The 19,858-nt window shown below is 44.5% G+C and carries 18 protein-coding genes; 4 read left to right on the forward strand and 14 right to left on the reverse strand.

Features of this window, described 5'->3' with window-relative positions; all coding sequences use genetic code 11:
• Window positions 1-434: 434 nt before the first annotated feature.
• From dnm_RS24965 to dnm_RS25000, 8 genes are all read right to left on the reverse strand, one after another.
• Window positions 435-812 carry a ribosomal maturation YjgA family protein gene (locus dnm_RS24965; protein WP_207679605.1) on the reverse strand — a complete coding sequence of 126 codons (378 nt, stop codon included), beginning with the start codon at window positions 810-812 and terminating at the stop codon, window positions 435-437.
• Window positions 813-901: 89 nt separating this feature from the next.
• Complete coding sequence (locus dnm_RS24970; protein ID WP_207679606.1) at window positions 902-1,816, reverse strand: hydroxymethylglutaryl-CoA lyase; 915 nt, start codon at window positions 1,814-1,816, stop codon at window positions 902-904.
• Between the two features lie 683 nt (window positions 1,817-2,499).
• Complete coding sequence (ahbB, locus tag dnm_RS24975) at window positions 2,500-2,985, reverse strand: siroheme decarboxylase subunit beta (protein WP_207679607.1); 486 nt, start codon at window positions 2,983-2,985, stop codon at window positions 2,500-2,502.
• Between the two features lie 123 nt (window positions 2,986-3,108).
• The gene (gene mtnA, locus dnm_RS24980) at window positions 3,109-4,266 is read right to left on the reverse strand and encodes an S-methyl-5-thioribose-1-phosphate isomerase (RefSeq protein WP_207683752.1); all 1,158 of its coding nucleotides are present in this window, start codon (window positions 4,264-4,266) and stop codon (window positions 3,109-3,111) included.
• A complete protein-coding gene (locus tag dnm_RS24985) occupies window positions 4,253-6,079 on the reverse strand; it encodes a methyl-accepting chemotaxis protein (protein WP_207679608.1) in 1,827 nt (608 codons plus the stop codon). The genes mtnA and dnm_RS24985 overlap by 14 nt, the downstream gene beginning before the upstream one ends.
• Before the next feature lie 128 nt (window positions 6,080-6,207).
• A complete protein-coding gene (locus dnm_RS24990) occupies window positions 6,208-6,678 on the reverse strand; it encodes a cache domain-containing protein (RefSeq protein ID WP_207679609.1) in 471 nt (156 codons plus the stop codon).
• Between the two features lie 92 nt (window positions 6,679-6,770).
• Window positions 6,771-7,430: a DUF3786 domain-containing protein gene (locus dnm_RS24995; RefSeq protein ID WP_207679610.1), complete on the reverse strand. Its 660-nt coding sequence runs from the start codon at window positions 7,428-7,430 to the stop codon at window positions 6,771-6,773.
• 3 nt (window positions 7,431-7,433) lie between these two features.
• Window positions 7,434-7,766, reverse strand: a complete 333-nt coding sequence (locus dnm_RS25000; protein WP_207679611.1) for a histidine triad nucleotide-binding protein — start codon at window positions 7,764-7,766, stop codon at window positions 7,434-7,436.
• A gap of 254 nt (window positions 7,767-8,020) precedes the next feature.
• Between dnm_RS25000 and dnm_RS25005 the strand changes: the two genes are divergently transcribed.
• Window positions 8,021-8,800 carry a substrate-binding periplasmic protein gene (locus dnm_RS25005; RefSeq protein WP_207679612.1) on the forward strand — a complete coding sequence of 260 codons (780 nt, stop codon included), beginning with the start codon at window positions 8,021-8,023 and terminating at the stop codon, window positions 8,798-8,800.
• On the forward strand, window positions 8,797-9,540 hold the full coding sequence (locus dnm_RS25010) for a substrate-binding periplasmic protein (RefSeq protein ID WP_207679613.1): 744 nt from the start codon (window positions 8,797-8,799) through the stop codon (window positions 9,538-9,540). The genes dnm_RS25005 and dnm_RS25010 overlap by 4 nt, the downstream gene beginning before the upstream one ends.
• Window positions 9,541-10,112: 572 nt before the next feature.
• Here the strand turns inward: dnm_RS25010 and dnm_RS25015 are convergent.
• The gene (locus tag dnm_RS25015; RefSeq protein WP_207678037.1) at window positions 10,113-11,510 is read right to left on the reverse strand and encodes a transposase; all 1,398 of its coding nucleotides are present in this window, start codon (window positions 11,508-11,510) and stop codon (window positions 10,113-10,115) included.
• Window positions 11,511-11,774: 264 nt separating this feature from the next.
• Between dnm_RS25015 and dnm_RS25020 the strand changes: the two genes are divergently transcribed.
• Window positions 11,775-13,106: a TldD/PmbA family protein gene (locus tag dnm_RS25020; RefSeq protein ID WP_207679614.1), complete on the forward strand. Its 1,332-nt coding sequence runs from the start codon at window positions 11,775-11,777 to the stop codon at window positions 13,104-13,106.
• Window positions 13,107-13,422: 316 nt separating this feature from the next.
• Here the strand turns inward: dnm_RS25020 and dnm_RS25025 are convergent, their stop codons facing one another.
• The 5 genes from dnm_RS25025 to dnm_RS25045 all read right to left on the reverse strand — a co-directional run bounded on the left by dnm_RS25025 (window position 13,423) and on the right by dnm_RS25045 (window position 17,180).
• Window positions 13,423-13,857 carry a CoA-binding protein gene (locus dnm_RS25025; RefSeq protein ID WP_246556084.1) on the reverse strand — a complete coding sequence of 145 codons (435 nt, stop codon included), beginning with the start codon at window positions 13,855-13,857 and terminating at the stop codon, window positions 13,423-13,425.
• A gap of 1,273 nt (window positions 13,858-15,130) precedes the next feature.
• Window positions 15,131-15,964 (reverse strand): Rha family transcriptional regulator, encoded by an 834-nt coding sequence (locus tag dnm_RS25030; RefSeq protein ID WP_207679616.1) that lies wholly within the window; start codon window positions 15,962-15,964, stop codon window positions 15,131-15,133.
• Between the two features lie 22 nt (window positions 15,965-15,986).
• Complete coding sequence (locus tag dnm_RS25035; RefSeq protein ID WP_207679617.1) at window positions 15,987-16,205, reverse strand: hypothetical protein; 219 nt, start codon at window positions 16,203-16,205, stop codon at window positions 15,987-15,989.
• Between the two features lie 337 nt (window positions 16,206-16,542).
• Window positions 16,543-16,944, reverse strand: a complete 402-nt coding sequence (locus dnm_RS25040; RefSeq protein WP_207679618.1) for a PIN domain-containing protein — start codon at window positions 16,942-16,944, stop codon at window positions 16,543-16,545.
• Complete coding sequence (locus dnm_RS25045; protein WP_207679619.1) at window positions 16,941-17,180, reverse strand: hypothetical protein; 240 nt, start codon at window positions 17,178-17,180, stop codon at window positions 16,941-16,943. The genes dnm_RS25040 and dnm_RS25045 overlap by 4 nt, the downstream gene beginning before the upstream one ends.
• 1,545 nt (window positions 17,181-18,725) lie before the next feature.
• Here dnm_RS25045 and dnm_RS25050 point away from each other — a divergent pair.
• The gene (locus dnm_RS25050; RefSeq protein WP_207679620.1) at window positions 18,726-19,298 is read left to right on the forward strand and encodes an HDIG domain-containing metalloprotein; all 573 of its coding nucleotides are present in this window, start codon (window positions 18,726-18,728) and stop codon (window positions 19,296-19,298) included.
• The last annotated feature ends 560 nt before the right edge of the window (window positions 19,299-19,858 follow it).

Below are 19,858 nucleotides of genomic sequence, written 5' to 3' on the forward strand. Positions count from 1 at the left end.
TAACCGGTTAACCTGAAACCCCAACTCGTTACGAGGCTCTGCCTCGTAACGCATGTCTGAGAGGCTCTGCCTCAAGTATAAGAAAAAACGGATTATAACGGATTTGATCTCGTTCCCACGCTTCGCGTGGGAATACAGCTCGGACGCTTCGCGTCCGGGTTCTGTCCGATGTCCGGGACGCGAAGCGTCTCGAAGGCATTCCTACGCGAAGCGTGGAAACAAAAATGTGTGTAAAATTCCCATGACGGGGAACTACACAGATTGCATTTAATAAGGATTGATTTTCACTTAGCCGGAATGACGCGGTTATCCTTAAATTCCGTGGCTCATTCCCGACTAAATGCCAATCATTCCGGGCTAAATGCAATCTCTGTAACGGCATTTTCTTCTCCCTTTCCAAAGCTGAGACCTGGTCCCGGAACAGATCGTCCTCCTCACGTTCTCAGTCGCTTCATCCAGAAGCATCCGATTCCGCATCCTAAAAAATAATATGGAAAATCAGACCAGGCAAAAGTGGTTCCCAAAATTGTTCTCCCAATAAAAAAGCGTCTCAGAAACATCAGAAACGGCGGATGCCACAATTGCAGAAACTCCAGGCCGCAGGTCGTGATGCATACAAACGCCGCTATTTTCCAGGGAGAAAATGTCTCTGAAAAGAAAAAAATCACAAGACACCAGAATATCTCATAAAATAATCCGCCAAGGGAGTTGTTTGCCCAGTTTGCGGCCGGTCCTGCGTAAAACTTGCTGTAAAAACCGACTGGCACAATGATCAGCAGAGAAATCAGGGTCCGAATTTGTATTTTTGTCATAAAAAATACCCTTATTGGCTGATGCCGCGGTTCCGCGATCTGTGGATTCCTGCTTTCGCAGGAATGACAAAAAAAATTGATCGCTGAGTTTAATCTTCACTCGGCAGTCGGCAGATTTTTCCGGGAAACTGTTTTTTGAAAAATTTTTCCAACTGCATTGAGCAGTTCGCAACCTTTGAGAGATCAATTCCGGTTTCAATATTCATGGATTTCATAAGATAGGCTGTGTCTTCGGTTGCAATGTTTCCTGCGGCCCCCGTGACAAAGGGACAGCCTCCCATGCCTGCCAGAGCCGTATCAAAATGAGTGATACCGCACATCATCCCAGTCATGACATTGGCAAGGCCCAGTCCCCGGGTGTCATGCAGATGAAGCACAACCGGAATGCCATTTGTCCGAGGCAGCAATTTCTCCATAAGCTTTGTTATTGAAAGCGGGTTTGCCATTCCGGTGGTATCTGCTATGGAAAGCGTATCAATACCTGATGAAATAAGGACTTGCGCCATTTGCAATATGCGTTCCTCTGGAATTTTCCCCTCATACACGCATCCAAAGGCACATTGAATCCCCGCGCGAATGCGCATATGATATGTCTGTGCCAGGCTGATCATCTCTTTGCCCTGGTCAATGGCCTGTTCCAAAGACATACCTGCATTCTTGCGGCTGTGGGTGTCGCTGGCAGAGATGGAAACTTCAATATGCCTCAGGCCCGCGAGATGGGCGCGTTCCGCTCCCTTTGTGTTCAGAACAAGGCCGCTGAAAATGACATGGTTTAGTTCCTCTTTTTTATGCAGGCGTGCCAATACCTCTTCCGCATCCGCCATTTGGGGAACAATTTTGGGATGAACAAAAGATACCACCTGAATGCGCCTTAAACCCGCCTCGGCAAGGCCGGAGATGATTTCAATTTTCATGTCCGTGGGAATTATTTTTTTTTCAAACTGGAACCCGTCCCGGGGTCCCACCTCAATCAACGTTATTTTATCCGGAAGATTTTCAAACATATTTTCACCAATAATTCTAAATGATTATTATAGAAATGAAAGCTAAATAATATCCCCGTCACGCTGGGTTCGGATTTGTCAATCCCGCGGGAGTAGAAACAGATTTGCGCATTTTTTTATCTTATTAAAAGTGAATTTTCTATCCTGGTCAAGAAATTTTTTGTAAAATCGCGATAACGTACAAGATTTTTATGAGGGGGGATAGTATGGGTTTACGGAACGATAAAAACAGGGAGGAACAACCAAATATGCTGATTATAACGGATTTAGGGGAGGGCCGATCAAGCCCCGCGGGAGCGGCATATTTGTAGCAGCAGGTTTGCAGCCCCCCGCCAAGCCCCCAATACTGTTGAGTTAAGTGTAAGCGGGTTTTTCGGTATTTTCTCCGGAGTGCGAAAAATGCTTTTTCGCAGGCACAAAAATAAAATTTTTGCACTCCGGACTCGTTCGGAATTGCCTGAGTCAGCAGCATTGCGCCAAGCCCCGGGGCGGCATAGTCTTTTTTGCTGGTTCGGCATTATCATTTTTCTTCTTTCCTTGCTGATTGAGCCAACAAGTATAATTTGATAAGAAAAACTGTCAGTTTCTCCCCCGGCATTTTTTCTGATCCGGAGTGCAAAAATTTTATTTTTGCAAAAATAAAATTTTTGCACTCCGGAGTATTAATTTTTTTGTCCGGATACTTAATTCTCAACCGTTGGAAAGTATTGCATTGATGTTTTTTTCAATTCCTTACGGCTGAAAAGAAGTGTATAAGTATCAACAGAAGTTTCCGCTGACAACCTGCGGGCAATTTCCCGGCAGGATTCCTCATCTTTGGCATGAACCATGGTATAAATATTGTAGGGCCATTGATCCGTAGGTTCCCGCCGATAACAGTGTGAGACCTCTCTGAAAGACGCCATGTTCTCTCCCACCGCATCCACTTGTTCTTCACGCACTTTCCACGCCACCATGGCATTTGCTTCAAAGCCGGACTTCTGATGCCGCAGGGTCGCGCCAAAACGCCGTATGACCCCTTTGTCAGAAAGTCCCTGTAATTTTTCAAGAAGGGTTTCTTCCGTAACCCCCAGACGTTGAGCGATCTCAAGGAACGGACGTTCTGTGATGGGAATATCCCCCTGGATCGAAGCAATAATTTTTTTTTCAAGTTCTGTTAAATTTATCATTTATCATTTGTGGTTGGGGCTGGGGGCCAGGGGCCAGAGGCTGGGGGCCTGGGGATTTTCAATCGGCCAACCCCCGATCCTCTGGCCCCTGGCCCCTGGCCACTGGCCACTGGCCCCAATTAATTAATCAGGAAATAATCGTTTAATTTCTTCCTCTGTTGCTTTGCAACTGCCTCTTTCCGTAATAAATCCTGTGACAAGTCTCGCGGGGGTGACGTCAAACGCGTAATTCGCAGCCGGGCTGTTTTCCGGCGGAACCAGAACGCTGCGTATTGTATGCTGCTCAGAATTCTGAACATATTTTATTTCATCAGGACTGATTTCCTGCCCGCAAGCTTTTAAAGGCGATGTGTGATCGGCTCCCTGGATATATCTCACTTCGTCAGGGTCCCGTTCCTCAATGGGGATTTCCGCCAGACCGTCTCGCAGGGTCCAGTCAAATGTGGTGGAGGGCAGGGCAACATAAAAAGGGATGTTGTTATCTTTAGCTGCAAGGGCTTTCAGATAGGTTCCGATTTTATTTGCGACGTCTCCGGTGTAAGTGGTTCTGTCTGTGCCGACAATGACCATATCCACCATGCCATGCTGCATGAGATGACCCCCGGCATTATCAGTGATGACTGTGTGCTGAATCCCGTGTCTGCCTAATTCCCATGCGGTCAGCCTGGCTCCCTGGTTCAGGGGCCGTGTCTCATCCACCCACACATGAATATCAATCCCTTTCTCATACGCCGCATACATGGGGGCAGTCGCTGTTCCGTATTCAATACACGCGAGCCATCCGGCATTGCAATGCGTCAGGAGATTGACGGGTTTGCCGTGTTTTTTCCGGCTGATGGCTTCAATCAGAGATACACCGTATTCACCTATTTTTCTACAATTCTCAGCTTCGAATTCTGCAATGACCGCGGCTTCTTTTCGTGCTGTATCAATTCGTTCCGAGACGTTTTCCTTTTTCAGCACCTCGGATAAGACCTTATCCACCCCCCATACAAGATTTACTGCTGTGGGACGTGCGGCTTTCAACCGTTCGCATTCACGGATCAGCTCATCTTCTGTTTTGGAATGAACCGCGGCGAGATATACACCATACGCGCCTGTCACGCCGATGAGCGGCGCACCTCTCACATACATCTCTTTTATTGCCATAATGACATCATCCGCGGTGCTGAGGTCCGTAATAACAAATTCGTGAGGGAGAAGTCTCTGGTCTATGATCTTAACTGTCTCAGAATCGTTATCAAACCATATGGGACGGATGTTTTTTTCATCTGCTTTCATCATTTAATCCTTTGGCTGTTTTTGCCTGTTTTTTATCTCTTTTGTCTGTTTCCGCAATCCCGGATCCCACCAGAATCGCCAGATTATCTACAAAGCCTTTCATTCGTTCTGCCTGGATATTCATTGCTTCGGAAACGGAGGCTGATTTTTCCGCGCTATCCGCGTTTCGCTGTGTCACCTCATTTATTTCGGCTGTGGCCTTGTTTATTTGCTCAATCCCCCGGGCCTGATCGTCAGAAGCTACGGCAATTTCACTGACCAGATCCCCAACCTTAGCCGAAATTTCAGAAAGCTGGGAAAACACCTGGCCGGTTCTGCTTACGATCTCCGCCCCTGTCTGTATTTTCTTCACTGTGGCCTCAATCTGGGCGGACGTATTTTTCGCTGCATTGGCAGACTCCATGGCAAGATTTCTGACTTCATCCGCGACCACCGCAAATCCGAGTCCGGCCTCACCGGCATGTGCTGCTTCAACCGCGGCATTCAGTGCCAGGAGATTGGTCTGAAAAGCAATATCATCAATGGTTTTTACGATATTAAAGGTCTCTTTGCTCGCGCGGATGATTTGTTCCATTGAAACCGTGAGTTCGTTCATTGAAAAGTCAGCCTTCTCAACCACCGCTTCGGTTTTCTTCATGAGAGAATCCGCATGAGCGGCATTCTCCGCATTTTGCTGCGTCATGGAAGACATTTCTTCCAGAGATGATGATGTCTCTTCAATGGACGCGGCCTGCCCCGAGGACCTTTCAGCTAAAGAATAACTCGCTGAAGTCACATGACCTGATGCAGATGCGACCTGATATGCGATTTCTCCAAGCCCTTTGATAAGCCTTTCCAACGTTCTGTTCACTGATTTTGAAATTAAGAAGCTCAGTACAAGTAAAAAAATAATCCCGCCACCTCCTGCAATCAGGCTGACTGATCTGGCTTTTTTACTCTTTTTTTCAATAGTTGACTTGGCCACAGAGACAATGTGCAACGCGGCGTTTCGGACCTCGGTGGCGGTATCTTCCAATTTCGCCATAAGTTCTTTGTTTTTCTTCCATTCAGCAATGACCGACATCTCAAGTTCGGATATCTTCGGCAGATATTCATCAGCTATTCTCCAGGCATTGTTAAGTTCACCTATGTTTAATGTTTCTAAGATTGTAATAATATTTTCTTCCTTCAGTTTAAGGTCGTTTTCCAAATCCTGACGGATTTTATCATATTTATGAATATCCGAAAAAAGAAAAACCTCCTGGATGTTAAGCAGCTTCCTGTACCAAAGGAGCATAAAATTTTTAATCTCGGACCTTAATCCTGCTTTGGAGACATCAAGAGAAGCCCCCTCAATCATAAGCATTGTTTCCTCATAGCTTATAGAACCGGCCACTTTATCGAGGTGGCTGTTCAGATGATGAACATTTAGGCTGAGAGATTCTTTGTTTTTATATATCTCAGACATGCTTTCGGCCATTGATTGAAAGAGACCTGATCGAAGCTTTTCAAGCCTGATGATATGCTCGGCCAACATTCTTATTCTGTTATTATCGGTGCCGGACTCAACCTCAGATACGATACGTTTCAAATTTTTTTGAAGCTTCTTATGTTCGGGCAACAGCTCAGGGGTATTCGTGTTAATGAAGTTAGCCTCAATCATTAACAGGTGTAAGGTTTCCTGGGCAATCATCTGGCTTTTTCTTCCGAGTTTCATGTCTTTTTGTATTGAGTAATCCAGGTAGCTGTTAAGACTTGCGATGAAACTCATCCCGATAATTCCGAGCGCAGAGAGAACCATTATTTTTGCTCGAACGCTTGATAATCTGAACATAAAAAATTCCTCGGCAGCGACAAAGCAGCATATTCAAATACAAAAGGAGTGCGAAAATCATTTTTCGCCCGCGTCACCGGAGGAGTGGTATGTGAAAAATAATTTTCACACTCCGGTGGTCTGAAACGCTATTCGTAGATCCCCGCGCACATAGCCATATCTTCACCCGGAACTCTGTAAACAAAGGTTATTTTAGATGAAGGTTTTATCTCTCCGACTTTCGGCCATTTGTAGCTGACCCATCCCTCGCCCCTGGTTTTGGCGGTTTTGATAAATTCTGCAAAAAACATCTTACCATCCATATCCCTCATCCCGGCTAATCTTTTATGAATTAAACCGGGCTTTATCGGATGTGCCAGATTCCATCCGTTTTTTATATCTATGCAAAAGACATATGTGTCTTTCCATACAAAAGGACCGTTTCTGTCATTGATTTTCTTAAGCATTGACTCACAACCGATCTCTTTCATCATTTGGGCCGCTGCCTTACAATTGGCTACACACTCCTCTTTTGTGGCCTTTTCATCGGCAACAGCAAACCCGGTAAAACAAAGTCCCATGAATAACAGAAGTATTGACGTTCTTAAGCTTTTCACCATTGTTCTCCTTGGAAACTTGAAATTCGGAACTTGAAATTCGGAGGTTCCGCGAATTTTCTTATGTGCATATCTGACTGTTTCAAGTTTCATCTTTATGTGTTCAAAGCACCTGAACCGCCGACTGCTTCAGTCAGATAGTCGGAAAGAAGCCAGCCTGCCATTGCCAGGCATTCCATATCCAGGTATTTTTCCGCACGTTTCTCAAACAGAACCGAGCATTGCGCGGGGAATTCGTCATCCGCATCATTAAAAAGCAGAAGAAGGGGGACTCTCGGAAGGGCATCGAATATCATTGAAAAATCACAGGACAGATCAATATCGGGAACACGGCCGCCGAGTCTTCGGGACGCAGTTTTCAGCGCTTCAGGTCTTCCGGAGAAGTTCTCCGCTATGGCCTGTTCCGTGTTATTTGCAAACGCACCCGCAAAGGGAGCCGCGTCTTTGAAATCTCTGTAGGATACCCACTCAGAGGATATCTCCGAGGTTTTCAAAGTCTCGAAAGTTTCAGCATCAGGACATAACAGAAGATACTTGCAGAGAATAACGTTTACAGCATGAATTGGTTTGTTGCCGGAGGGGTCAGCAATTCCCTTTGCAGATACACTGTAGGGTTTGCCAAAAAAGGGAATGATAATCTCATCCCCCTCCGTCCGGATACCGAGTCTTTCCGCATCAGATCGGATATCTGTCCAGACAATCTGATCAAGATAATCTTTGTATATTTTTTCAAAAACAGGTGCTTTTTCTGTCATGGTTTACCGCTTCCATCCGCCCATAAGATGTAAATGGAGATGGAAAATGACCTGTCCCCCGCCTCTTTCCACATTGAAAAGAAGTTTGTATCCGGAGTCTGATACAGATTCCTTTTTTGCCATCTCTTTTGCAACCATAATCAGTTCAGATATGATTTCATTATCTTTTTCTGTCAGATCATTGATGCTTCTGATATGTTTTTTGGGAACAATCAGAATGTGAACCGGTGCGTAAGGTTTAATATCTCTGAAGGCAACAATATTTTCATTTTCATACAAAAACTCGGTCCGGGTCTCACCATTTGCGATCTTACAAAAAAGACAGTCTTTTTCCATATCAGAGTTTCTCCTTGGTTAAAAGTTTGTCAGACCTTCCAAAAATTTGAACAATATTAACCCGTATATTTCAGCTTTGTCAAGAAGCTAAAGCATCAGCAAAATCCGTCAGAATCAGAAATATTAAATGATTAAGCATCAGAGAAAATATTAACCGTAATTTTTTTGTTGATAATTAATCTAAACTATGCTTTTATTTTTTTTATTTGAAAAAGGTAAGAACACAACATTAAGATCCGGAGGCAAAATTCAAAATGAAATTTTATTTCAAATCAGGGCTGACATTATTTCTGACATTATTTTTGGCTGTTTCCGCATTCGGAGAAAAAGCCAATAATATTAAAACAATTCACATTGCAACGCCACCATGGGAAGGGCAGACGAACAAAGACGGAACCGGCCTGTTTTTTGAAATTGTCCGCAACGTATATGAACCTGTTGGTATAGAAATGACGTATGAATTTGTTCCCTGGAAGCGCGCTCAGAAAATGATAAATTCAAATGAAGCCGATGGGATGCTGTGCGTATGGCAGAAACATGCGCAAGAACAGAAACAGCTTATCCCTAACTATCCTATGTTTGTGGAATACACAGCCGTTGTTTTCAAAAAAGAAAAAATAAAGGAATGGAAAGGTTTGGAAACAATTAAAGGGAAGAAAGCCGTATGGCTTCGCGGATATGATTATCACACAATGCCGAGACTGAAAGATATAAAATTAAAATGGAATGAAACTGATATTTATGAAGAAGCATGGGCAGTCCTGGACAGAGACAGAGCGGATGTTTATATAGATGCGCTGATTGACATAGACAAGTATATCAGACATAATCATGTTGATATGAGTCCTTATAAGCTGGAAATTCTCTGGGGGGAAAACGCATATGTGGCTTTTGGAAAGACTCAAAGATCAAAATCGCTGATTGAAATTTACGATAAAAGAATAACAGAATTATTCAACTCAGGTGAACTGAAGAAGATATATGATAAATGGGGTGTCAGATTTTCCCCTGACCCCTGGAAGGAGGTAAAATGATGAAACAAGGTATTATACTGCTGGTAATACTCCTTTTGCTTCTGCGATCCAATGTTATGGCAGAGAAAATTGTCTTTGCCATCGTGGAAGATTTTCCGCCATACCAGTATGTTGAAAAAGGTCAGGCCACAGGCATTGATGTGGATGTCCTCCGGGAAGCTTGTAAACAACTCGGATTGGATTCGGAGTTCCGGGTGCTGCCGTGGAAAAGAATTTTAAAAAACGCTAAGGAGGGACGCGTGACCGCCATCCCGTCTTTGCTGTATAAGGAAGAGCGGACAACATTCCTGTATTTTGGCACCGAACCTACACATATAAATACAGATAGTATCATGGCCCGAAAGGGAAGCAGCATAAAAGTGAGCAAACTTGATGATCTGAAAAACAAAGTTGTGGGAGTCATAAGGGGATATTCATACGGTCCCGCATTTGACAGCTATCAGGGGCTGAAGAAAGAAATCTGTGATGACCATAGCGTTCTGATACGAATACTCAACAAGGGGCGTATAGATATGGCAGTAGCCTCAGAGATGCCGTTCCGGTTTAATTGCAAAAAACTGGGTTTGCAAGATCGCTTTGAAACAGTGTATGTCATATCTCAACATCCTACATATACAGGATTTTCCAAGAAGGCACTGGGCAAAAGAGGTGAGGCAATGGCTGAAAAATTCAGCAAGATGTTGCGCCAGCTAAAAGCAAATGGTTTTTTCCAAAAGACAGAGACTAAGTATCTTCGCTGATTTTTCAGCAAGTGTTTTCGGTTGTGGGATTAAGTGGCCAGAGAATTTTCATATGGTCCGGAATTTGATGCCTGCCAGGACCTTAAAAAAGAGGTTTGCAATAAGGGATTTCTCCAAAAATAAAATACCCGGTGCAGGGTGGGTGGAGCGAAGCGCAACCCACCCTACGTTTTTGTATTGGGTATATTATTTATTTCGTGTTCCCTAATCAGAAGGATATGATCCATATCCTTCACAGGGGACGTATAGATGTAGCAATGGGTTCGGAGATGCCCTTTTTGTTTATATGAAAGTGTTAGGTGTCAGGTGTTAAGTGTTAGGAAAAAAGCAAAATTTTCATCATTCGTTGTGGCTGGCAGATCATGCCCGTTTATAAGCAAACAACTAGCTAGGTTTTAAAGACTGCTTTGAAGCGGCGTATGTGACAACTGAACTCCGGGTTTATACAGTTTTTTCCAAGGCCATGGGTGAGAAAAATAAAATACTGGCTGACTGGACAGTAGAAAGTTCTGGCTAGTAAACTAAGTAATTCACAACCGGACAGTAATATGTTTATACCTATATATATGGCGTCATGCGGCAAGGTCGGACGAAGTCTCACGACCTCTCCCCCGTATCATCCGCAAAGTTCGGTCAGCCGGAACTTTGCAGGAAGAAGACAGGAACTCCGCCTGAATGACACTCCGCACAACCCCCTCCGAGGGACAGTCGGAGGAAGCTGTTCTCAGCCACCCCTCATATTTTTCCAGCACCTCGGAACCCCGGGTCAGGGAAAGATACTGAAGAAGTCCGAGGGCGATTCCGGAAAGATTGACAAAACGTTCAATGGCTTCAAGGGTGAGATCAAATTTTTTCCTTTCAGTCTCACTGAGACGGCAGAGCCAAATCTTCTCTCCCCTGCCGACATCGGGAAAAGCTTTTGTCCAAAAATGATAGCAGAATCCTCCGATGAGATGCTTCAGCGTCCGAAACATGTTTTCCACTTTGGGGCGATAACAATAAATCGTGATAATCTGTCCGCCGGAGAGTGTCAGATCGGAACACATCAGTATGTAGCGGTCATCTCCGTCGATAATGAAAACAAAACGAATGATATCTCTGACCGGTTTCCAAAAAAGATCCCATGTGAAATATCTGACGGTTCTGAGGTTTCCGGAAATCATCACTTCCGTTTCTCCGAACCACTCGGAGAAACCGAAGACTTTTGCGAGGCTCACCTTGTCTTTTTCCTGAAATTTCTTCTCCGAACTGTTTTCGGGAACAAGGTATCCCACATAATTATTCTTCGCACGCGTAATAAGATGGACAGACTGTTCGCCTTTTTCGTTAACGGCTTCTTTAAAAGTCAGAAAAGCGGGACCTGTGGAGAAGTAAGCGTCGAGAGCGACGTAACACGGAAATCCTGTATCTTCGGCTGTCCGGATGACAAGATTCGCCATCCGGGTCACTATGGTCGGATCCCCTCCGATTTTTATGTCATGGCGTCTTGCACCGACACCCTCATGAATCTGTCCGTGAAGCGGAAGACAGAAGGATTTTTCGGGGCGGCCGACAAGGATGCCCGCATATCCGAAGTGATGTCCGCGTATGTATTCGCCTTTGCCGCTGTTCTCCGAATCCTGATGCAGGGATTTCACGCCGGGCATCTTCGACGATTCCTTCGTTATTTTTATGCCGTCTCCGATGAGAAGGGGACGTCCGCCGAATGTGATGAGAGGATACCGGCTGACGGCTGTCCGTATCCAATGGCTCATAAGCTCCTCCGAGTCCCACGAGGAAGCCCGGAAAAAGCGCAGCATCGGGTCATAACATGCCGGGTCGAGCATAAGCCACCGGATAATACTGCATATTCCGTGATGGTCAAATCGAATTATAAGACCGAAAATAACAATCGAAAACCAGGAAAAAGCGGCCTCACGGGAAAAGCAGCTGCGGAATTCCGATATGACGGATTCAATAATGCTGATCATGATAAAAACTCCTTTTATAATTGAATTTTGTTTTGCTATTATGATCAGAATATAATATAGTTTCACAAAAAAATCCACCTATTTTTTTGTGAATTACTCAATTTACTAGCCAGAACTTTCTACTGTCCAGTGGCTGAAAAGTTTGATAAAACCCTTCGCCAATTAAAAAAGGATGGCTTTGTCCAAAAAGTCATTAATAAATATCGTTAGGTGAAATTGGGAATTGGGAATTGAGAATTAAGAATTTGCGGGGGAGAAGAAGAAGTGATCAGTAAAAATAAATTTGCTTTGGCTGAATGGATAATGGATCATGTATTAAAAAACGGTGCTGATCAGGCTGCTGTTTCAATAGTTGAGCAAAGAAGAGCGGGGGTGAAATGCCGCAATAAAAAAACAGACCAGCTTAAAGAATCGGTAAGCCGTTCTCTTTCTTTACAAATATACGCCAAACAACGGTATTCCGGCTATTCCACGAATGATCTGAGAAAAGAATTCCTTTCCAAGTTTATCAGAGAAGCGGTGGCAACGACTGCTTATCTTGCTAAAGATGAATACCGCGCTTTACCCGATCCTAAATATTATCCTCCGAAAAATTTCTCTTCTGAAACTGATCTGAAACTTTGCGATGAGGATTATGAAAAAATTGAGATGTCCCGGCGTATAAAAACAGCCGCGGAGATCGAAGAAGCTGCTCTGGCGCAAAGTGACCGGATTATTTCCGTTTCCGCGGGGTATTCGGATGTCTGTTCCGAAAGTGTAAGGATTCACAGCAACGGCTTTACAGGAGAGGTTCGCAGTACAGCGTTTTCCATGGGCGCAAATGTGACTGTGAAAGATGAGAATGACGCCCGCCCCGAGGCCGGATTCGGCGTAAGCAGCAGATTCCACAGCGAACTGTCTGCTGCTCAAACAGTAGGAAAAGAAGCTGTGCAACGGGCATTACGCAAAATCGGACAGAAAAAAATCGCCTCAGGCAGATACGACATGATTGTTGAGAACCGTGCCGGGGCACGGCTGATTTCAACATTAAAGAAAGCCATGACCGGCAGCGCTTTGCAGCAAAAAAGTTCTTTTCTTGAGGGAATGATAGGCAGAAAAATCGCGTCTGAAAAACTGACAATGACTGATGTTCCCTTTCTGGAAAAGGGATTCGGGTCCCGATTTTTTGACGGCGAGGGCCTGTGCGCCCGGGAAAGAGTAATGATTGAGAAAGGCGTGCTGTGCGAATACTACATTAATACTTATTATGGCAAAAAACTCGGCATGGACCCGACATCTGGTTCGTCATCAAACACGGTTTTTGAATGCGGTTCAAAATCTCCTGAAGAGATGATTAAAAATATTAAAAAAGGAATTCTGGTTACAGGCTTTATCGGCGGAAATTCCAATTCAACCAGCGGTGATTTTTCATTCGGTATTGTGGGCGCGCTCATTGAAAACGGCCTCATTGTCAGGCCCGTCAATGAGATGAATGTATCGGACAATGCCAGGTATTTTTGGGCACGTCTTGCAGAAGTGGGAAATGATCCGTATCCGTATTCTGCCCTTCGGATTCCCAGCATGTTATTTGAAGGGGTAAATTTCAGCGGGTTCTGAATGTCTGAATGCTCAGGACGTAGGGTGGGTGGAGCGAAGCGCAACCCACCTTGTGCGGTGGGTTGCGCTTCGCTCCACCCACCCTACGTTTTGTATCGGCTATGTTATTTATTTCGAGTTCCCTTACTGATTTCCAAATCCGTTCCACCCGCCGCAGTCGGGACATTGCCAGGTAATTCCGTTGCATGACATTCCCCAAAAATTCTGATGCATGCAGTCCTGACAAATGCTGAAACCGCATCGGCATCTCCAGCAGAAAGGGACTGTCGCGCCGCAACAATAACAAGCGGACGCTTTGGCTTTTCGGCGTTTTTCTTTATATGCTGATCTGTGTGCAGAGTCTGTCATGTTCCACCTTAATACATTTGTCCATCACCACATCAATACCTGCTTCTGTCAGAAGTTTTGCAGCCTCATGATTTTTGATCCCCATCTGCATCCAGAAAACCTTTGGTTTGAGACGAATCGCCTCCTGGACATGGGGCATGATCTGTTCGGAGGTTCTGAACACATTTATAATATCAGTCGGTTCCATGACTTCATCAAGAGACGGATATGCTTTTTCTTCCAGAATTTCCTTTTGTGCGGGCCTGACCGGAATGATTTTGTATCCGTGTTCTTTGAGATATTTGGCGACTTTATGAGAATCTCTGACGGGTTTTGGGCTTAACCCCAGAACAGCGATACTTTTGCAATTCTCAAGTATCTTTCTGATTTCGCTATCTTCGGTTATTATTTTTCCTGGTTTCAATTTAAAATCCTTTTTATTTCTCGTTCCCATGCTTTTTTATTTCTCGTTCCCATGCTTCTTTATTTCTCGTTCCCATGCTTCTTTATTTCTCGTTCCCATGGTTCTTTATTTCTCGTTCCCATGCTTCTTTATTTCTCGTTCCCATGCTTCTTTATTTCTCGTTCCCATGCTTCGCGTGGGAATGCAGTGCGGACGCTTCGCGTCTTGTTTTCTTACAGTCTCGTGTTCAGCATTTTTCCCATAAGACAAAAACCTGTCCATACCTTTTGAATGGGTGTGCCCCACCTTTTACACAAGGACAGGTTTTATGTGTAAAAGGCGGGATACACCCGTTTTTTTTGCCACGAAGCCGCGAAGGCGCGAAGTCTCACGAAGTCTCTCTGCGGTTCCTCTGTGTCTCCGCGGCTGATTTTTTCGGATAAAAGGCGGGACACACCCGTTTTTTTGCCACGAAGCCGCGAAGGCACAAAGTTTCACGAAGTCTCTTTGTGGTTCCTTTGTGTCTTTGTGGCTAATTTTTTCGGATAAAAGGCGGGACACATCCGTTTTTTTGCCACGAAGCCGCGAAGGCACAAAGTTTCACGAAGTCTCTTTGTGGTTCCTTTGTGTCTTTGTGGCTAATTTTTTCGGATAAAAGGCGGGACACATCCGTTTTTTTGCCACGAAGCCGCGAAGGCACAAAGTTTCACGAAGTCTCTTTGTGGTTCCTTTGTGTCTTTGTGTCTAATTTTTTCGGATAAAAGGCGGGACACATCCGTTTTTTTGCCACGAAGCCGCGAAGGCACAAAGTTTCACGAAGTCTCTTTGTGGTTCCTTTGTGTCTTTGTGTCTTTGTGGCTAATTTTTTCGGATGTGTAAAAGGTGGGACACACCTGGGGTGATGAAAATGTCACAAACCGGGCTGACAATTGCGATCCCATTTTTATTCCGCAAATTTTTTATGACTTAAAAATCAGGCAGTTAAAAAATGAGGGGAACAAAAACGGGATCAGCTTTTTCAGAGCCTTGGAAACATTTTCATCACCCCAGGACACACCCACTTTTCTTAAAATCTATATGTTCGGCAGATCAAAGTCCTCTGACGAATTCGGAAGTCCGGCCTTTTCCCATATGCCGATATGTACACCAAAAAAGATTATAAAACACAAGGGGGAAGTTTGCAAGGGGAGAATTTGGAAGTTGTGAGTGGTTGTAATAGTTGTAGGGTGGGTGAAGCGGAGCGTAACCCACCATTTACGGTGGGTTGCGCTCCGCTTCACCCACCCTACATCTGCTACATCTGCGGCCTGGTTTCAGCAGATTTCAGCTTCCAGACCCGGACATTCCCGCGCTTGCCCGCGGCAATGATACGACAGCCCCCGATCTCCCGGTCACTCATTCCTGACAGCAGATTGCCGAGCCTGATTTTCTGACTTCGCTTGCTTCCGGTACCGAGATTCAGGGATATTTTCGTGTCAGCAAGCAACTGATACAGATCGCGGGTGCCGACCTCCTTATCGCCGTACTTCTCCCGCCAGGCGATGACGAAGGCGGTCAGAATCTCATCTTCCTCATTCGGCGGCAGAGTTCCTGTTCGTTCGGATTCGGCAGTCCGAGGACGGGCACCCATGACAATTCCCATCAGATCCACGCCGGTGGTGTCTGTTGTAATTTTGTTCGCTGTCAGTCTTGCCTGCCGGTTGTCTGTGATGCCCATCATTTTTGCAGCTTTCAGAGCAACTTCAAATCTTTTCACGCTCAGGTCGAATCTCTCTCCTGTCACCTCACCCGTAGCTTTCGACTCTGCCTGCTGACACAGACGGGCTTCCATTGCATTGAAAGCGGCGATATAATCCAATTTCCATCGGAATGCCTTTTTGCCTGTGAAGCCCATTGTCAGAATCGAAAAAGCATCCCGATCCATTATATATATGGGAAGAGGACGGCCTGTGGAATCTTTATATTCACTGAGCTCAAATCTGAGCTCAGTGTTTTTATCCATATCAATAAGATTCCGAATATCCCTGAGAACATTCCTATGTTCTTTTTTGAACTTTTCAGCCACGCTCAGAGATGTTGTCACCGGACGCCCTTCCTTTACCATCACCAATTGCTGATTTTCGTTCATCCCGCACCTCCGTAAAAAATATTTACTCTGTGTTTACAAGCTCGTCAAAAAGCGCACCAAAGGTCTGATCCAATGCGGCTTCGATGACCGGGTCCTCATGCTTGTGCTGAATGACATATTTTACTGCTTCCCTGTAAAGATCACTTGTGATGTTCCCGTCATTTCCTTTCCGCTCTTCCTGGATAAAACGGATCATGATGCTGTTTGCATGTCGTACATTTTTAAATTTGTATTTTCCCATATAAGCAGGCTCCCTGTATCCGAAGGGCAGACACATGAAATCAGATGATAAAATTTCCCGGACAGTTTCTCACCATAAGCCTGTCAGGAAATCGGAAGTAGTTGTAGGGTAGGTGAAGCGCAGCGCAACCCACCGTCATTGTCAGGAATGATGACCCTCTCCGGAAAATGGTGGGTTACGCTCCGCTTCACCTACCCTTGTCCTTAACATGTTCCGGACATTTGATCAAGAAGGATGGACTGTACTGGGGCTTCGGGGACTCCGCTTTGTAGTATGCGAATGTGCTGACAAGGCAGATGATTGCTGTGCGCCGTCAGAGATACCGTCACCAATCTGGTTATCTGACCCAGTTTTCTGTCCTCACATTCCGGATACAGCCAAAATGGGATGTGTTGTTTGTAACGACAATCAGATTGTTATAAATTGCAAAACTGGCTATCAGCAAATCAAAATCGCCTATCGTGATACCCTGCTTTTTTAACATTGCCTTGTTTTTGCCGAAGATTGTTGTTATTTCATCATTCATCTCATCCAAGACGGTCAGACAGCTTTGTAATTCTTCTATGCGCCTCAGATTTGATGACACTTTTGATGAGTTGAAAGCACCGAATTTCAGTTCGGCAATTGTGATCATCGTCGTACAGATATTGTCCGCACTTGTGTCCCTTGCTTTCCGGGTAACTTTTTCATTTCCGTTGAGGAAATATACGCAGGTGTCCGTATCCCATAAATATGTCACAGTCCGACATTCTCCTTTCCGAGAGTCCGGCTTTCATAAATATCCCTCACAATTTCCTCGGCGGAACGGTCATCTTCCCATGTTCCGCTCAGAGAAATAAATCTCTCTGTTTTTTTATCGGTTAGCGGAGAGTCGTCATCTAAAAATGTGATGATTACTTTCACATTCGGTTCTGATCTGATATTCTCCAAGGGTTTTATTTCCCTGCCGTCATAAACACCTCTGATGGAAAGCATGATTTTCTTCTCCTCTTTTCAATGTATTTTAAGGATTGAGATAATACAATACCCATTATCCGGTTATTTCTTTATTTTTAAATATTGGTGGTGTTCCGAATTTGAATATCCGTCAATATTCACTTTGTTAATTCAGGAATTTATAAGGTTTATATCCCCGTTTTGGAATGTTACTGATCTCTGGTAATGTCCGAGTTCCGGATATGAAGCCTGTAACGATTTGAATTTATAAGGCTGATATGCCACATCATAATATCCAGATTTGGGACACCGGCCGATAATTGCTATCGCTATGCAGATCATGGAAATTTTATACACCGGAAAAGATTAAAACACAAGGGGGAAGTCTGCAAGGGGGGAATTTGGAAGTTGTGAGTGCTTGTAGGGTGGGTGAAGCGCAGCGTAACCCACCGTCTGATTGACAACGAGCGGGACGCGGAAACCGTTACAAAGCACTTAATGCTTGATCTTTTCATAAAACCGTGATTAAATTTTTACTGATTATAACGGATTCAGGGGAGGCCGGCCAATGCTGCAAATATGGGTGTGTCCCGCCTTTCACACATCCGAAAAAATCAGCCACAAAGGCACAAAGACACAAAGGAGGCACAAAGAGACTTCGTGAGACTTCGCGCCTTCGTGGCAAAAAAACGGATGTGTCCCGCCTTTTATCCCAAAAAATCAGCCACAAAGACACAAAGGAAGCACAAAGAGACTTTGTGAGACTTTGTGAGACTTTGCGCCTTCGTGCCTTCGTGGCAAAAAAACGGATGCGTCCCGCCTTTTACACATAAAACCTGTTCCTGTGTAAAAGCCGGGGCACACCCGCAAATATGCCGCCCTTACAGGGCCTGGTCGGCCCTCCCCTAAATCCGTTATAATCAGGATTTTTTTAATTATAAAAAGATAATCAGTACGTTTAGCTTTAGGGGACAACAGCTTTTTCATAATTTGGAAGTTTCATAGCTAGCGGTGTTCCGATTCCGTATATAAGAACGCATAATATCCTGAATCAGTTTGTTAACTAACGGTGAGTATTCGGATTTTGAAGACCTGTCCGCTCTTCGGGACTCCGCTCCGGTCTCAGATATTCAGAAAAACGGTACGGATTCTCCCTCTGAGGGTTCAATCCCGGAGGAACAACTGAAAACAGCCCGGCAATCCACTGCTGATGCCGATATTTAGATCATAAATATGTTCAAAAGTCAAGCCTCTTTCAGAATTCTCAGAGCGAGCAGATGCCGCCCTGTCAGAAAAAAAGCATTCCCTGACGTGTCAGCGTACAGCGAAATTCCGAATTTGTTGAAATTTTCCGGAGTCTGCTACTCCAGTCGGACTGACAAAACCGAAATGTATTAAAGAAACATGAGGAATGAATGTTGTAAATCCCTTCCAACAAAACTGTCTGCGCCTCTGGGCAAAAAAACAACCCAACCTGCATCTGTTAAACAGAGAAGAATTTGAAAAATACTTGTGTTTTGCATACCTGTTTGATAATATTTAATTATTTGTTTAAATTTTAAAAATTTAAAAGGAGATGTTAATATGTCAAATGATCCGGGAATAACACGGGATGAGGCCATGTCGCTTTTAAAAGAACATCTGAAAAACGAAAAACTGATTTCGCATTGTGTCGCGTCCGAGGCCATTATGCGTGCGCTGGCAACAAAATTTAATGAAGACCCGGACATGTGGGGCCTTGCCGGTCTGCTTCATGATCTTGATTATGAAATAACTGGTGAGGATGCTTCCCTTCACGGGGCTGAGACAGCTAAAATTCTTGATGAAAAAGGTGTGTCTCCCCTTCTCTCAGATGTGATAAAAAAACACAATGCCGAGGGACTGGGCCTTGATCGGTCAACGGTGTTTGAACATGCGCTCACCTGTGCGGAGACCATCACAGGCTTAATTGTGGCGACTGCTCTTGTGTATCCTGATAAGAAAATTGCCAGCGTAAAAACAAAATCTGTGACAAAGCGGATGAAGACCCCGCATTTTGCCCGGGCTGTCAGTCGGGAGAGAATTATGGAATGTGAAAAAATAGGGGTTCCGCTAAATGAATTTGTAGCCATCAGCCTTGAGGCCATGTCAGGAATTGCAGACAAACTCGGACTTTAATCAGAATTAGCGAGCCAGCCTCCCTGTACGCATCGGGCAAAGCGCACAAGTCTTTTACCGGACAGCCATGACAAGGATGCGTTTTTCTTTGCTGTTATGGGATTATTTTTGTCATTAAACATGTTCAAAACATTTTTTATTGTCAGTTCAGTCTGTTGAATTCATCACATTAAACTGTTTTGAATACGCTTTTCAGCCCCTCGGAATACACTTTTCACCCTATTGATTTTTTATCCTGTTTCATGAAAAAATAATTGTGTGGGGAATCTGAAAAATATCTCAGAATAAACAGCAGCATCAGCGGATCAAAATTTTGTTGGAAATTCTGATTTTAATTTATTTTCAGCAGATCGAGAAGTTTCCGGACAGAATGAGGGACAGCAGAGAAACCCGGGGGTTTTTCCCGGACGGGGCACCTCCCCGGCTGGAAAAAACTGGGTTTCTCCCCCGTGTCTCGTGTCCGCGCTGTGAGAGTCTGAAAACTTTTCAATCTGCTGATTTTGGGTCAGCAAAACAGAAATAAGTATCTGACCATAAGTTTTCAATATTTGCCCGGGGAA

Source organism: Desulfonema magnum, from assembly GCF_017377395.1.
In the GTDB taxonomy this organism is placed as follows: Bacteria; Desulfobacterota; Desulfobacteria; order Desulfobacterales; family 4be13; genus Desulfonema_C; species Desulfonema_C magnum.

Excerpts from the sequence above, each read along its gene's own strand:
- dnm_RS25045 (WP_207679619.1), bottom strand. The coding sequence starts at position 17,180 with ATGCTTTCCATCAGAGGTGTTTATGACGGCAGGGAAATAAAACCCTTG.
- ahbB (WP_207679607.1), bottom strand. The coding sequence starts at position 2,985 with ATGATAAATTTAACAGAACTTGAAAAAAAAATTATTGCTTCGATCCAG.
- dnm_RS24965 (WP_207679605.1), bottom strand. The coding sequence starts at position 812 with ATGACAAAAATACAAATTCGGACCCTGATTTCTCTGCTGATCATTGTG.
- dnm_RS24990 (WP_207679609.1), bottom strand. The coding sequence starts at position 6,678 with ATGGTGAAAAGCTTAAGAACGTCAATACTTCTGTTATTCATGGGACTT.
- dnm_RS24995 (WP_207679610.1), bottom strand. The coding sequence starts at position 7,430 with ATGACAGAAAAAGCACCTGTTTTTGAAAAAATATACAAAGATTATCTT.
- dnm_RS25035 (WP_207679617.1), bottom strand. The coding sequence starts at position 16,205 with ATGGGAAAATACAAATTTAAAAATGTACGACATGCAAACAGCATCATG.
- dnm_RS24970 (WP_207679606.1), bottom strand. The coding sequence starts at position 1,816 with ATGTTTGAAAATCTTCCGGATAAAATAACGTTGATTGAGGTGGGACCC.
- dnm_RS25005 (WP_207679612.1), top strand. The coding sequence starts at position 8,021 with ATGAAATTTTATTTCAAATCAGGGCTGACATTATTTCTGACATTATTT.
- dnm_RS25050 (WP_207679620.1), top strand. The coding sequence starts at position 18,726 with ATGTCAAATGATCCGGGAATAACACGGGATGAGGCCATGTCGCTTTTA.
- dnm_RS25030 (WP_207679616.1), bottom strand. The coding sequence starts at position 15,964 with ATGAACGAAAATCAGCAATTGGTGATGGTAAAGGAAGGGCGTCCGGTG.
- dnm_RS25015 (WP_207678037.1), bottom strand. The coding sequence starts at position 11,510 with ATGATCAGCATTATTGAATCCGTCATATCGGAATTCCGCAGCTGCTTT.
- dnm_RS24985 (WP_207679608.1), bottom strand. The coding sequence starts at position 6,079 with ATGTTCAGATTATCAAGCGTTCGAGCAAAAATAATGGTTCTCTCTGCG.
- mtnA (WP_207683752.1), bottom strand. The coding sequence starts at position 4,266 with ATGAAAGCAGATGAAAAAAACATCCGTCCCATATGGTTTGATAACGAT.
- dnm_RS25000 (WP_207679611.1), bottom strand. The coding sequence starts at position 7,766 with ATGGAAAAAGACTGTCTTTTTTGTAAGATCGCAAATGGTGAGACCCGG.
- dnm_RS25010 (WP_207679613.1), top strand. The coding sequence starts at position 8,797 with ATGATGAAACAAGGTATTATACTGCTGGTAATACTCCTTTTGCTTCTG.